The 14830-nt window shown below is 36.8% G+C and carries 15 protein-coding genes; 9 read left to right on the top strand and 6 right to left on the bottom strand.

The features are described 5' to 3' along the window. The 6 genes from CRT24_RS12760 to CRT24_RS12735 all read left to right on the top strand — a co-directional run. Nucleotides 1–277 (top strand): transposase (locus tag CRT24_RS12760; RefSeq protein WP_144034584.1); only part of this gene is annotated, 277 nt, incomplete at its 5' end. A gap of 163 nt (nucleotides 278–440) precedes the next feature. After that, nucleotides 441–854, top strand: a complete 414-nt coding sequence (locus CRT24_RS12755; RefSeq protein ID WP_218962630.1) for a hypothetical protein — start codon at nucleotides 441–443, stop codon at nucleotides 852–854. Between the two features lie 17 nt (nucleotides 855–871). Then, nucleotides 872–2230 carry a Dyp-type peroxidase gene (locus CRT24_RS12750; protein WP_076549608.1) on the top strand — a complete coding sequence of 453 codons (1359 nt, stop codon included), beginning with the start codon at nucleotides 872–874 and terminating at the stop codon, nucleotides 2228–2230. Nucleotides 2231–2289: 59 nt separating this feature from the next. Next, entirely contained in the window at nucleotides 2290–3423 is a 1134-nt protein-coding gene (locus tag CRT24_RS12745) for a catalase family protein (protein ID WP_076549606.1), read from the top strand. A 91-nt stretch (nucleotides 3424–3514) separates the two neighbouring features. Beyond that, a complete protein-coding gene (locus CRT24_RS12740) occupies nucleotides 3515–4396 on the top strand; it encodes an IS982 family transposase (RefSeq protein WP_099371612.1) in 882 nt (293 codons plus the stop codon). A gap of 99 nt (nucleotides 4397–4495) precedes the next feature. After that, nucleotides 4496–5806 carry a sodium:proton antiporter gene (locus CRT24_RS12735; protein WP_180268523.1) on the top strand — a complete coding sequence of 437 codons (1311 nt, stop codon included), beginning with the start codon at nucleotides 4496–4498 and terminating at the stop codon, nucleotides 5804–5806. Between the two features lie 106 nt (nucleotides 5807–5912). Here CRT24_RS12735 and CRT24_RS12730 read toward each other — a convergent pair whose 3' ends face one another. Then, nucleotides 5913–6287 carry a hypothetical protein gene (locus tag CRT24_RS12730; protein ID WP_031504811.1) on the bottom strand — a complete coding sequence of 125 codons (375 nt, stop codon included), beginning with the start codon at nucleotides 6285–6287 and terminating at the stop codon, nucleotides 5913–5915. 49 nt (nucleotides 6288–6336) lie between these two features. Between CRT24_RS12730 and CRT24_RS12725 the strand changes: the two genes are divergently transcribed. Then, entirely contained in the window at nucleotides 6337–6783 is a 447-nt protein-coding gene (locus CRT24_RS12725; RefSeq protein WP_099371611.1) for a hypothetical protein, read from the top strand. A 207-nt stretch (nucleotides 6784–6990) separates the two neighbouring features. Beyond that, nucleotides 6991–7461 carry a DUF4145 domain-containing protein gene (locus CRT24_RS12720; protein WP_180269134.1) on the top strand — a complete coding sequence of 157 codons (471 nt, stop codon included), beginning with the start codon at nucleotides 6991–6993 and terminating at the stop codon, nucleotides 7459–7461. 632 nt (nucleotides 7462–8093) lie between these two features. Here the strand turns inward: CRT24_RS12720 and CRT24_RS12715 are convergent. Both CRT24_RS12715 and CRT24_RS12710 read right to left on the bottom strand, forming a co-directional pair. Further along, nucleotides 8094–9188: a hypothetical protein gene (locus tag CRT24_RS12715; RefSeq protein ID WP_099371609.1), complete on the bottom strand. Its 1095-nt coding sequence runs from the start codon at nucleotides 9186–9188 to the stop codon at nucleotides 8094–8096. 11 nt (nucleotides 9189–9199) lie between these two features. Then, nucleotides 9200–10009 carry a sigma factor-like helix-turn-helix DNA-binding protein gene (locus CRT24_RS12710; RefSeq protein WP_180269133.1) on the bottom strand — a complete coding sequence of 270 codons (810 nt, stop codon included), beginning with the start codon at nucleotides 10007–10009 and terminating at the stop codon, nucleotides 9200–9202. A 1434-nt stretch (nucleotides 10010–11443) separates the two neighbouring features. Here CRT24_RS12710 and CRT24_RS12705 point away from each other — a divergent pair. Then, a complete protein-coding gene (locus CRT24_RS12705; RefSeq protein WP_197734105.1) occupies nucleotides 11444–11905 on the top strand; it encodes a helix-turn-helix domain-containing protein in 462 nt (153 codons plus the stop codon). A gap of 119 nt (nucleotides 11906–12024) precedes the next feature. Here CRT24_RS12705 and CRT24_RS12700 read toward each other — a convergent pair whose 3' ends face one another. The 3 genes from CRT24_RS12700 to CRT24_RS12690 form a co-directional block, all read right to left on the bottom strand. Next, nucleotides 12025–12930 carry a hypothetical protein gene (locus tag CRT24_RS12700; protein WP_099371607.1) on the bottom strand — a complete coding sequence of 302 codons (906 nt, stop codon included), beginning with the start codon at nucleotides 12928–12930 and terminating at the stop codon, nucleotides 12025–12027. Between the two features lie 4 nt (nucleotides 12931–12934). Beyond that, complete coding sequence (locus CRT24_RS12695) at nucleotides 12935–14266, bottom strand: site-specific integrase (protein WP_099371606.1); 1332 nt, start codon at nucleotides 14264–14266, stop codon at nucleotides 12935–12937. Nucleotides 14267–14567: 301 nt separating this feature from the next. Further along, nucleotides 14568–14830, bottom strand: a 263-nt coding sequence (locus CRT24_RS12690) for a transposase (RefSeq protein ID WP_144034583.1), incomplete at its 5' end; no start/stop codon positions are given.

The following is a 14830-nucleotide window of genomic DNA, read 5'->3' as shown; positions in this document are numbered from 1 at the left end:
GTTCAATTATGCGAATATAAAGCTGGATACACCCATGAGAAACAACCAAAAAAATTATCAAAAACAAAAATATATTTTCAGAAAATCCAGAAAAAGAATTGAGACTTTATTCTCTCAACTTTGCGACCAATTTAAAATCAGAAACAATTACGCAAAATCTTTTAACGGTTTTAAAACAAGGGTATTGAGCAAAATAACAGCATTAACTTTCATTCAGTTTGTAAATGTTTTTGTTTTCAATAGAAAAATGAATAGATTTAAAATTGAATTAATTTAATAATGCACTACGAGTATATTTAATATAAAAATAGGACCAACTAAGAACTGAGCAATGTTAATTTACAAATTTTTCAGAAGGTATTGATGATGGATATGATCATTCCACAACTTCTGCAGGTAGAAAAGGATTACGATCAGGTCGGGTTTCTGAACTGACTGCAATGGCAGATTTGAAGCCCGGCGGCGCTGATAATCTCCGAAAAATTATGGAGATTGCAAATGGTAATTTGAAAGGTGCTACAAAAGTTGGAACCTTACACGATTTACGAATTGTTCTTTTTGATAATGATACTAAGATTTTGTTCTGTACAGCTTATGATGGGGATTGGGATGCTTATATCGATGATTTTGCAACCAAAATTCCCCAATTGATGGATATTATTTTTGGAAATGTGGAAGGTTGGCCTGGAATTAAAGATCCAACAGTTAAAGATTTTATTCTTAGCAAACAGATTACTGCGACAGGTTGGTATGTGGGAGTACCACATCTTACTGTAAACGACATTAGACGTAACGATAAGATTATTACTGGCTTAAATAAAGCCATTGACGATTCTAATAAAATTGAAAAATAATTTTTAATAAATAAATTATGGCATTTGATTTTATAAAAAGAATTTTCAATCCGGACAAAGTTAATATAGAGTTGAAGGAAATTCAATCTTTAATTTTGAGAAGTAGGCCAATTCCTTATTTTGGAACAGTGGCATTATTAGAAATCACGGATAAAGAAAGTGCGAAAAAGATGTTGAAAGATTTGATTCCATTAATTGATTCTGCAGAGGAATGGAACAAAAACGAAGGAGCATCTGTATTTCTAACTTTTACCTATAAAGGTTTAGAAAAAATTGGTGTACCAAAAGAAAGTTTAGATTCTTTTCCGGAATCTTTTAAAGAAGGAATGGCTAAAAGATCGTCTTATCTTTATGATATTGGCGTGAATGATCCCAAAAATTGGCAGAAAGAATTTAAAAATCCTAACATTCATATTGCTTCTGCAGTGATCTCCAATAATGAAGCCGATTGGAAAAGCAAATTGGAAGAATTTCGTACTAAAATTTCGGAAAACAATGGAGTTGAAGTTTTGGTGAGTGAAGATTTTGGTGCTACAGAAGAGGTGAAAAATGTTTTCGGTTTTCGCGATGGAATCAGTAATCCCGAAGTTGAAGGTAGTGGGATTGATGTACCTCAAGGTTTTGACCGCCCGATTGCAGCTGGCGAATTTATATTAGGTTATCCAGGAGAAGGTGATATTACAAAACCTTTTCCTCAGCCGGACATTTTAGGGAAGAATGGGTCTTTTATGATTTTTAGAAAATATCAAAGCCAGGTTGCAGAGTTTAACCAGTTCATTAAGGATAATAGTTCTTCTCCAGAAGAAGGCGAACTTTTGGCTGCGAAAATGGTAGGCAGATGGAGAAGCGGAGCTCCACTAGTTTTATCGCCAGAAAAAGATGATAAAGTGCTTGGAGAAAATCCTGAAAAAAATAATAATTTTTCATTTAAGAACGATGAGTTTGGAAAAAAATGTCCTTTCAGTTCTCACATCCGCAGGATGAATCCGCGAGATTCCAAAACTTTTGTCTTGGAAGATGAAAGGCTTCACCGCATTATACGTCGCAGCGTAACTTTTGGGGATATTGTTCCGCCGGAAGTGACAAAAAATGACGGTAAAGAACGCGGTCAATATTTTATGGGAATTAGCGCGAATGCAATGGGGACTTTGGAATTTTTGCAAAAACAATGGATTAATGATGGCAATTCACAAAATCTGGGTAGTGAAAAAGATCCTATGGTTGGTTTGCAAGATCAAAATAGTTTGTTCAGTATGCCTGCAGACCCGCTAATAAAAAGATACCGAGGTTTACAAACTTATAATATCGTGAAAGGTGGTGAATATTGCTTTATCCCAAGTCTTTCAGCTCTCAAATGGATCAGTGAATTAAATTAATACTTATAAAAATTTAACTATTTTTTTTTAAAAAATCACTAACAAAAAAATCTAATTGCATGGAATACGTTAAATATGATTATAAATTGGAAGAAATTCCTGAAAATTTCGAAGAGTATATCAATAAAATTAATAAGGATATTGTAGATTATATTCGAAACACGCCGCAACTAAGCCGCGCTCATAATTATACAAGAGATGCGCACGCCAATGGCTATGCAGCATTAAAGGCAGAGGTGGAAATTCTGCCTAATTTGCCTGAAGAATTGGCTCAAGGTATTTATAAAAATGCAGGAAAACACGAAGCGGTGGTTCGTTTTTCAAACGGATCCTCTCGTGTGTTGCCTGATAAACTAAGTGGAAATGCGCAAGGTTTTGCACTTAAAATTTTTGGAATTGAAGGCGAAAAAGTTGCTCCTGGTGAAGAGTCATCACCAAATGTGGATTTCAACCTAATCAATAATCCGGTATTTTTTTGCAATACTGCGGAACATTATGTTTTCATCTCCAAACTGTTTCTTAAAATCACCGATTTTTTTGAAAAAGGTGCATTAGGAAAATTGGAATTTGCTTCAATCTGGGTTACAGAAAATAAAAAAGCTTTCCCAAATTTCGAAGCATTAAAAGAATTAGCCGCACTAAAAACTTTTGAAAAAATCCCATCAATTAACAGTTTTTTATACGAGTATTACAGTATGGGCGCAGTTCGTCACGGAGATTATATGGCAAAAGTAAGAATTGAACCTACTGACGAAACGAAAAACTTAATTATTGATAAGGATATTGATATTGACAGCGAAGATTGGCCTTACAGAAAAGCTATTATTAAAGAGATCGCAAAAAACGATCTTACATTCAATCTACAAATTCAATTATGTAACGATTTGAAAAAAATGCCAATTAATGATCTTACAGAAGAATGGTCTCAAGAACTATCGCCATTTCGCACGGTAGCTAAAATCAAAATATTTAAACAAGAAGTTCCTGAAGATGGTAATTTTAATGTGATGGACAATCTTTCGTTTACGCCGTTTAGAACTCTAGAAGAAAATCGTCCCATAGGTAATTTGCAAAGTACGAGAAGATCGGCCTATGTAACCTCTTCAACGACCCGTCACGAATTAAATAACAAAAAAAGAAAAGAGCCAAACAATTTGCAGGAGGCATTTGATGAGAAATTTTATCAGAAATAGTTTTTATATTTACACCCGTAGTGCATTATAAAAAAGGTTACTCATAATACGAAAATTTCGTATATTGTATTGACTACCAATCTAATACATTATGAATAACCTAGATGCAATTTACGATTTTATTTTAAAGGAATTAAGAAAATTAACCATCAAAGAAAATTCTTATTTCAAACCAATTAAACCAAAATTATCTGATTTAGAACTCATTGCAATAAATATTTCTGCAGAATATTTATCGATAGATTCAGAATATCAGTTGTTTAGATACCTCTCTAATTCAAAACTAAAGGGAATGATTGAGAGAAGTGTGTTTAATCGCAGAAAAAGAAAGCTTTTCTTACACTTGGAAAATATAAGAAAACTTATGGTTGCTAAATTTAATGAGATGGAAACCACTTTTATTGTAGATTCGATGCCTTTAGAAATCTGTAAAAACGCAAGAGCGAACCGCTCTAAAATTTGTAAGGAAAATGAATTTTCGTTTCCCAGCAAAGGTTATTGCGCTTCTCAATCGAGTTATTATTATGGTTACAAATTACATRCAGTTTGTTCTGTTTCCGGAGTTTTCCAAAGTTTTGATATTTCTACAGCAAGCATTCATTATATTCATTTTTTGCAAGATATCAAGCATCAAATGAACAATTGTATGTTGATTGGAGACAGGGGTTATTTATCCACCCAAGTGCAAACAGATTTGTTCAATTATGCGAATATAAAGCTGGATACACCCATGAGAAACAACCAAAAAAATTATCAAAAACAAAAATATATTTTCAGAAAATCCAGAAAAAGAATTGAGACTTTATTCTCTCAACTTTGCGACCAATTTAAAATCAGAAACAATTACGCAAAATCTTTTAACGGTTTTAAAACAAGGGTATTGAGCAAAATAACAGCATTAACTTTCATTCAGTTTGTAAATGTTTTTGTTTTCAATAGAAAAATGAATAGACTTAAAATTGAATTAATTTAATAATGCACTACGAGTTAATTATTGTTCTGCCGGAGTTCTAATTTCAAAAACAGTAAAATAAGCCGTGGCGGGATATTTGATATTTTCACCTCAAGCCGCTTGAGTATTACAGCTTCGCCTAAACGTACTGAATATTACAGCAATTCAAAAAATACTTTTAGCAATAATAAATTTACGTTCTCTATGGATCAATATCTGATTATTTTAGTAATACTCGGCGCTGCCATTTTCAGTGTGGCATGGATGCCCAAAATTTCAAAAAAAACTGGCATCTCGTACTCTATTTTTTATGTAGCAACAGGGTTTGCCCTTTATCTACTGGCTCCCGATCTTCTGCCAAACCCAATGCCTCAAAAAAATGAAAATCTGACGCTTCATTTAACCGAGTTGATTGTTATTATTTCGCTTATGGGTACTGGGATCAAGATCGACCGAAAATTTTCTTTTAAAACCTGGTCTTCCCCGTTGAAACTTGTAAGTTTTACCATGTTATTGTGTATTGGTGCAGCAGCGGTAATGGGCTATTATTTTTTAGGTTTCAGTCTTGCTTCAGCAGTACTTCTTGGTGCTGTTCTTGCTCCGACGGATCCTGTCCTCGCATCGGATGTACAGGTGGGACCTCCAAATGAGGGAATGAAATCAGAGACCAAATTTGCGCTCACGTCAGAGGCTGGACTCAATGACGGAGTCGCTTTCCCATTTACCTGGCTTGCCATTACTATTGGTCTTATGTTCACAGGCAAAGAAAGCAGCTTTTTAGATTGGTTTGCTCTTGATGTTATCTACCGAATAGTTGCCGGTATTGTGATCGGATTTCTATCAGGCAAAGGTTTTGGCATTTTGTTATTCAGAGTGTCCAAAAAATATGAGATCCTAAGAACCAGAGATGGTCTGGTGGCAGTTGCTGCTACTTTACTAGTGTATGGTATAACAGAAATTGTTCATGGTTATGGATTTATTGCAGTTTTTATCTGTGCAATCACACTAAGGCATTTTGAGAAAGATCACCAGTATCACGATACACTTCATTCTTTCACCGATCAGATAGAAAGGCTGCTAGTCTGCCTGCTACTGATTATTTTCGGAGGAGCATTAGCAATGGGTATTCTAGAACCCATAACTTTGAAAATGGTTGTGTTTTCGGTAACTTTCCTGCTAATAGTAAGACCTGTCTTTGGATGGCTGGCATTGAGTTCCTCAAAAATGAAAAACAAAGAAAGGCTGGCGATCGGATTTTTTGGCATCCGTGGGATGGGTTCGATATTCTATCTTGCATTTGCTTTCAGCAAATATAATTTTGAACATCAGGATGAATTGTGGGCTGCTGTTTCTTTAACGATCCTCTTTTCAATTTTGATTCATGGCCTTACGGCGACGCGTGTCATGGAATATCTTAAAAGAGAAGCATAGGATCAGTAATACAGGGTTCTACAGAAAAAAACCTCACATTTTAAGAAAATATATTGTTCCTGACCGCAGTAACGTATCCTTAGCGTATTGATGGCCTTGAATTCAATTATAATGATTTTGAATCTACATAATAAATTCTCTGTAATACTAAATGATATATTAGCGCACCTGAAAAGTAGCAGATAATATCTATAAAATCAGCTGTATATCTTGCTGATAGTAACGGACATATAATTTCAAATACAATGGTCAGATTAAGTGCAGCTCCCAGCAAAAACTTCAGATCCGGTCTCCAATCCGGATAATAGGTGAGCTTCATGATTTTCATTATCGTATAACTGAACATAGGGACACTATATAGATCAGTCAAATGATCATTGATTAGAGGTATGAGTATTCCATTCCTTCTCAAAAATGCGATAATTCCCCAAATGATAAGCCCTCCAATAAACCAATATGAAATATTTAATTCTTTAAACATGCATTGCGCCTAAGATGATGCTCTATAAGACTAACCTAACACAATATAAATGGATAAAAAACTCTACAACTTACAAAGGTTTTTAATTCTTCAAACGAAAATATATCCGCAAACAACAAATGCAATTCCTGACGCTTATGCTTATGCTTGGTATGAGGAATGCTATCCAATGTTTGATGAGGGAGTACATCAAGAGTATGAAAATAATTTCAAAATTTCTAGAAAGCAAATTGAAATCATCTCGGCTTATGCAGACAGTGAATGGCTTGCGAAAAGATATTATACCTTCTATCAATATGAAGATCACTTTGCAGTTAGGAATGGAAATTCAAACGGAATAGACCGGATTTCTTTGACACGTGCCTTCAGATATATGTTTTTAAATAACCTTTTTGATAACCAATTTTGGGATACACTTCTAAAACCTACGGAACATCCAACGGAAGCCAGTGGAATAACAAGAGGTTTTAACCTATCTGATATTTATCTAGTCTAACAATCTTCTCATTGCAAAGATTTAAGATTTTAAGAACATATAAAAACTGCAAGTTTTAATAGCTAGCTTTCGGTCTAAATTTGGCGCTGTCTCACAAAACAAATGTTTCGAAAGTGGATCAATTAGTAGAGATCTTACAAAGTGTTCTTATAAATGCGTGAAGTTTCGCACCACGGATGGTATTTTAAAGAAATTAGTTTACGAATAATGGCAGATTCCGAAATTATCGCATGTAAACACTGTGGAAATATCTCCAAAATGTATATTGACGGAGATACATGTGTAAATGAGACCCGTCACAGCTCGGATGATGATTATCATCCAGTGTCAGGAACTCATTATGAGGTGTTGCGTTGTCCAGCATGCAATAAGATTAGTATCGTATCATATTTTTGGCACGAATATATGGACGAAGAGGATTACAACGAATATACATTCCTATATCCTGAAAAGCCAGAGTATCCAAAAGGACTTCCAGATCATATTTTGTCGTCTTTTATAACAGCTGAAAGAGTAAAATCTATCGATGTAAATGCTTGTGCAATGTCGATGAGAAGATTTTTAGAGCAAGTTTGTATTGATAGATCAGCTAAAAAAGGTTCATTGGCGCAGATGCTGGCTGACCTGGCTAATAAAGGTGAAATTCCTACAAAACTTGTAAAGGTTGCAGAGGGTTAAAAAAACTTTGGCTATATAGGGGCTCACGCAGATAGTGGTGACTTAAGCCAATACGAATTACCAATTGTTTATGCCCTGACAAATGCAATCTTAGATTACGTATACAGTGCTCCACATTTAGTAATGATTGCAGAGGAAAAATTACGTGAAATAAAAGCTAAAAAATCTAATAATGCCACAAACTTATAATTCAGTAGATTGTCGAGCGGGTAAACGTTAGACGATTTCGGATATCTATTCCGTAAATCTCGTCCAAATTCATCTGATTAAAAAATTATTAATCCCCTTCAGGATTTTCGAATTTATGATCTATCGTAGACGGTCTGTCTCAAAAAACGAACGTATATTGAAGATACTTTTGATCAAATTGGATTATCTCAAAACGAACCTACTTTTAGGTTTTTGATGAGAGAAGATATTGCTGGGGATCACATAATCATCAAAGAGGCGGCTAAAGATCAACATAATAGATTAACGCTTTTTCTTATCCCGAACTCACGTTATGTTAGGTCCAACCCGGTTCATTTACCAGCTCTAGGTTTCGATTTGATCAGTCTCGTTCTGGTCTTTATCTATTGCTCATTTAATTTGATTTTAGTTAGCTGTTAAATATTGTCAGATATTATCCTGCCTCATTCGACGATTACGTTAATACCTGCCATGTTCGCCTTGTACCTGATCTTTTCGATCAGGCCATAGTAACCCCAGTTGCGCAACAGGAATCTGTCCTCTTTAGCGGCCTCTTCTTTATTGGATTGATTCACCAAAAGCAGCGTGCCAGCACCTGAATTGACGCAGACATCTATCAAACGGCGGCTATAGAGATGGAGTTTGCTATCGACATAGCGCTTTTCCCTTTCGGTAAAATGCTCCAAGCTTTTCAACTTCTTCCTGCGTCCATGTCCCCCCCTGTTGAATGCCACAGCTTTTTGTATACGGTGCCTTGCGGCCTGGATGGCCAATCTCCGGTATAGGAACTCCTCTTTGTTCCCTATCTGAAAATTGTCCCTGTCTATGGAAACGGTGATGGGATGTTCGACCGAAAGCGAGGCTTCCGCAATGATGTGTTCTTTGAGGTCATGTTGCTTCTTAGGGAGTTCCAGTGCCAGTAAAAGGAATATTTTGCCCTTCACCATCTTGATGGAACTGGTGCATATCTTGATCTGTCCCACCAAGCATCTCTGTAACAGGATCCTTTTATCGGACCGATCTTTCCCTAGGTAAGTGCGGAAAGGGATCTTGAATAGCGTGAACCTGAAATCCCGTCCTTTCTCGTCATTGCCCAGCTTCAACTGATCTCCACCGAAGGGAATGGGCATGTCTTTCCTATAATTGCGCAACGACTTTTCACCCTTCCAATAAGATGATCGGTCAGTGCTATATGCCCTGTTCAACGTCATGTTCATGGCCGAGATAATTTTTGAAGGCAGCTTACCTTTAAAGTACAGCGATAGTATACGATAGGTGGTATTCATTTTCGAAGAATTGAATATACCTTCGGGATCCTTTTTGAAGTCTGCCAGCTTTACCTTCACATCATCGCGCAGATAGATCAGGTCCTTTATCTGTTCCTGTACAAATTGATGTGTCATTACCATATTGGCGCCACGATAGACCATGTCCTGCCACTCGAAGAGCTGCTTGAAATATGCCGAGCGCTGCCCTTTGTCGTCGCAGTCCAGATATATCTGTACTTTCCGTGTGAGAATGATGCTTTCCTTTTCCATATTTTCTATATTTATGTTCTCTGTGCTGTCCTTATCTTGGTGTGCGCCTGTACAAAAATCTTCCTGACCGTGGATGGATCAAGATGCAGTGCTTCTGAGATCTGATCGAATGACAACTGCAACTGGTAGCGCATGTGAAAGATCTCTGCCTGTTGTTCATCAAGTTCCCCCTGCGCCACGATCTTGCTCGACCTGTTCATCTGCTCCATTTTTTGCGAACTATTGAATATAGAACGTAGGGTATCGATCGTTTTCTCTACCTGTAGACTGACCTGGTAATCCGAGATCCCGCCAAGGTAATAGGCTATACGTTCATAGTTGAAGCTGTATTTCAGACAGAGTTTGATGAACATTTGCTGCTGGCCGTTCAGGCTTGGCATTAAATTATCAAGTTGTATCAGGCGTTGCTGTTTTTCTTGATCTAATCTTTCGAGATACACTATGTCCATTTCTTCCTCTTCTTCCATTTCATGGCCGAGAAGGAATTCCTGATAATCCTCGATGGAATCCAACCGGAGCAGACTTCTATGGAACCTATTCCGTGTCTTATTATAATAGGCATTGATTGAGGACCTGACCTGTGCCTTTAAGAAAGCCTGGATATCTTCAGCATCTTTTAGCTGCTTTCTGAAAAGCCATAGACGCAATAAGGCTTCCTGGGCGATGCTTTTTGCTGCACAGTCGTCTTGTGTTGCACGGAATGCCCTTGCGAAGATATATCCGTAAAAACGCCGGTAGAAAAAGTTCAGCCCTTTCTCATCTCCCTTTCGGAGCAGAGCGATATGCCTATCTGTTTCCTGTTGCCTTAAAGTTTCGTTCATGATGGATCTATTGGTCATGTACCTACCCAGGTCCCGGCCGGCCCTAACGGATTTTCTGGAAAACCGAGATCATGTGATAGGTTTATAGTAAAAGTGAATGATACAATGATGTTATCTGTATGGAAGGATTTGATCTGATCAAATATTCTTTAAACAAAAGCGTTGGTTTTTAATCAAGCGTCATGTTTTATATAAATTTTTTTGATCTGAAAAATAAAAGGGGAGCAAGGGTCAATTTTGTATAGGTCACTATAAAATTCGATCAAAAAGAACCGACCTTATGGTGTATTCTAATCATAGCCTTCCATATATCAATATACCTGAAAAGGCGATGGTAATTCTATGACCTGAACTCTATTTAGATTTACAGCAGACCTAGCTGCGTATAATATCAATGGGTCTACAGCAAGGCCCACTCTTTGTTCATACCGATGCATTAAACCACCGTCTGTTGCATATAATTAGTATTTAGTGAGTGAAATTTTCCTCACCCTGTGGCCTCACAAGCGGCCTCAATATCATTCAATTTTTATGATTTTATAGCTTCCTCCTGGACAAACATATTTACTTAAAAAATAATAGGATGAGCAGAAGCCCACTAAAATTATCCCATCGGTTAGAAATAACGCAAGAGGTTCATAAAAAAAGTTTTTTAGATAATCTATTCCAAAACTTACGGACGTACCACCGATTTCAGTCCTATGCGATAAGAAGGATTCAATAGAATTTTCCCTGTTTTCAATGTCAGGAAGAACCAATTTATTTTTCCCTATATGCTATCGGTTGAGACCATAAATTTATTTGTGGTACCGTCTAGAACGTTGTGTTTTTCTATAGAAGAATTTAGTGAGTGAACATTGTCCTCACTCTGCGGCTCCACAAGAAGCCTCCTTATTATATTTTCTCGATCAAAATCAGGTTTCGTTAAAACTGCTCTAAAACAACTCTATAGATGATCGTAAATATCCAATATAGGCTGTTATCTGGATACCATGAATTAACCTATTCTAAGTTGATTTAAGGACAATCATCGAAGTCGGTATAGTCCTTTATCCATTTTTACGATATCATCTAAATTATTTTTAGATGATCGCAGTATTCAACAGGCCGTTGTGCATAGATAAATAGTCTAAATCTCTATATGTTTACGGTTTATCGGGAAACCGCTAAGTAACATTGCAAAATATGATAATATTATTTAGTGAGTGAAATCTGTCCTCACCCTACGGCGTCACAAGCAGCCTCAATATATACATTTTTATAGATACAAGCTAAAATACCTTTCAATACCAATAAGTCAAAGAAAATCCAGCTATTGCTGTTCGTTACAATAATGCGTAACTTTAGACCAAAGTTATTCCATTACATGTTATTTTCAGGTATGGTATCCTACCGATTTACCGGTAAAAAACCAGTCCATAAATTTGCTTGATCATGAATGCTATTTTTAGAGAAAAAAACGAAAACATGCACATCGGCCATAATATAAAACGTATCCGTGAAATCCAGGGGATCAAGCAGGAAGCTTTCGGTCAGCTCTGTCGAAATAGGTATTCACAACAACGGATTTCTGACTTTGAAAATATGGTCGCCCTGGACGAACCTCTTTTAAACGAGTTGGCTTCTGCTTTGGGGGTTACTCCCGAATTCGTTAAATCTTTCAAAGAGGAAAATGTAATTTATAATATCCAACATTCACATACCTTCAACGATCACTCGACCAATTCTAGTCAACATACTCAACCAACCTTTAACAGTGATGGATCGGACAAGCTTGTTGCACTGCTCGAAAGATTTATCGAAGAAGATCGTGCGAAAACCCGATCCATTGCCGAATTGAGCAAAGCTGTGTTGGATCTCACAAATGAGGTAAAGAAAATAAAGGAAGGTAAATAAAATCTTATGTATTCCTATTATCTAGAATTTGCAATGATTGAAGTATTTTAATCTATGCTTATGTCAAATAATAAAAACTCTAAAAAAGCAAAGATATTTTAATTTAAGACGAGATTATACTAAATGTAATGACGCTTGGACTCCTTGATATGGAAATACTTTTCCCTGTTCCGGGATTTGATAAGTTCGGTGCCGCTCCTGGCCAAGAAATAATCCCTTATGCTGTTCCAGTTGATATTCCGGTCGATCTTGTCCTTGGGGATGTTGTTTTCGCCATATTCGAAGTAATTGGAAAGCAGTGATGCCCATGTGTCTGGACTTCCCTGAAGATAATTTCTTCTGGTCGACGGATTTTCTAGATCTTTGATCTGGAGCAGAAGATCTAGCAAGGGTTTGTGATCACCGCTAACGATCTGGATCTTTGTCATGGGCGCTACGGACTTGTGCTTTTTCTTCAGTTCGTTCATTTCGGAGATTTTATCATCCAGTTCAGCTTTTAGGCGGTCTCTTTCTTCGATGATGTTTTTGTACTCAATGAAAAACCTGTCCGAACCAACTTCATCAAATAGCAGTTTGGAAAGGACGGTCTTGGTGTCGTTTATGTTTTGCCAATCCATCATTTCCTGCACGTAGGAAACAGATTTTTTAATCCGATCCTCGTTTGTTAAGGTAAGTTCCCATCTGTCGACCTGTTTTAACGCTTGCCTAAATTTTGTGAGTTTGTATATTCTTGTTTTGGTTATTCTTTTGTAATAATGCAATGTTTCTCTTGACCTGATGTCCTTATCAACGTACCCGATAACTTTGGTTAGAAATGTTTGCTCATTGCCGAAAGGATTGTTTTCAAAGTAATATTGTAGGTGGTAATTGTAAAAGGGCAGGTATTCGTTCTCTTTAAGGCTAAAAATGCACATCACTAAATAACCGGGAATATGGAAAGGGTCATTTTTAAAAAATCCACCCAAATCAAATTTGTTCTCCCGGAGCTTCCAGGTTCTTCTCAACTTAAAAAAATTTTCTTCCATAGTTTTAAAATTTATTCAGTGCATCGATTAACGAATCAGTACTTGCCGATTCATACTTCATTAAGGTCCGTATATCGGAATGCGCCGTCAGTTTCTGTACAAGGGTGATAGGCACGTTCCTATTCAATAGATTTGTGACCATTGACCTTCTACCGACATGGCTGGATAGAAAATCGTACTTCCTTTTTTCTATCACTATCTTTTCCTTGCCCGAGTACCTCGTTATCTTGATTCTCTCGTCCAGTCCTGCGAGTTTTCCGACCGTTTTTATGTATTGATTGAACTTCTGGTTGGATATCTTGGGTATGCTGTAACCGATACGCTCCAGAATATCCTTTGCAGGGGAGATATACCCCTCAAAAGGTATGATCACCCTTTTTTTGACCTTTACCGAGATAAAGTCCCAGGCATTGTTCTTTATGTCATTTGGATCAAAGTTGATCAGATCATCAAATCTTTGTCCAGTGTAGCACAATAGACAGAAAAGATCCCTTACTCTTGCCAGACTGGGCTTGCCTGAAAGATCAAGGTTCATTATCTTCTCGATTTCCTTTTCAGACAGTGCAATTATTTCGTTATATGCTTTCTTTTTAAAATTTGTTTTCTGTGCCTTAAAAACATCGGCATGGACCAAATAGTCATTATCGTTGCACCACTTTAGAAATACCTTTAGCGTGGATATATACTTGTGTATGGTATCATTCAACAAGCCTGTCTTATCCTCATCGTTCGCGTTCTTTTTCTTGCTCAGGAATACCTCAAAGCGATCTAGAAATTTCCCGTCCATTTCCCTCAGGACAAGATTTAGGTTCTCCTGTTTTTCAAAGTCTTCCAATCCTTTAAATACTGTCCTGTACTCTTTTAAGGTTCCTTCTTTGACAAAATTGGATTTATGGGACAGGAATTTTGTTTTTAGGTGAGAAATGGATATTACTTTACCTGTTGCATTGTCCCTGTCGATACAGTCCTGTAAGACCTGCTTATAATCTTCCTTCGATAGAAATTGGTTTCTGTCCTTTTTGGTGATTGCTTCCCGGATGCAGAGATTGGCAAGGTTGTTCAGTTCTACGTTGAATTCCAATGCCCCGTTGGCACTTGGTTTAAGCCTTTCCTTTTCAAAATCCCAACTTTTGGGCAGTACCTTAAAGTTAGTCCTATATTTTATCCTACTGGACTTATCCGGTGAAAAGAATAGGTACAGAGCAGTGGGAGATGGATTCCAAAATTTCTGTGCAAGGTTTTTCTTTTTCCCTCCGACCTTGACCAGTTCCTGTTTGACCTTTTCGGTTGCAATATCGGGATTATAGGGCTTGTCTAAATAAAAATTCACTTTCATATATATCGGACATATTTCGGACAGAAATGGTTAATATTACCATATTCTATCTTTCCAAAGAAAGATAAAGTTAAGTATTAAATTTTATAAATATTTAATAATCAGCATAAAATAAGAAAAGTAAAATTAGGGTAAGATAACAGTTCGAATCCTGCCACCCCGACAACACTTACACTAAGTAAGGTCAAAAACCCTCAAATTCTATGAATTTGAGGGTTTTTTGTTTTATATTATATCAGGAAACCCCAATAAATATCAATCTAAATGTGGATCATACCGAAAGTTTGGGGGGTAAAGACTTTTAAGCATACAATTTCATCACTCTGTACAGGAAGAATGTTGTGTCCCTTACGCCACGGAAGACACTCCTGAAAGCTTTGAGTTTTGCATTGAATGATTCTGCCGATGCATTAGTACTTCTGTTGTCGAAGTAATGGAGAATGTATTGATGATGAGCTGCAATGGATCTTGCTACGCTCTCAAAGGAAGCAATGCCCGCATTCTCAACCTGATTATGCCACAGGCCTAGTTTGGTAAATGCGACCTTTTTGTCCCGGCATTTGT

This window comes from Sphingobacterium sp. 1.A.5, assembly GCF_002734235.1.
GTDB lineage: Bacteria > Bacteroidota > Bacteroidia > Sphingobacteriales > Sphingobacteriaceae > Sphingobacterium > Sphingobacterium daejeonense.
Note: the sequence above shows the minus strand (reverse complement) of the source record. Positions and strands in the feature narration are given on the sequence as shown.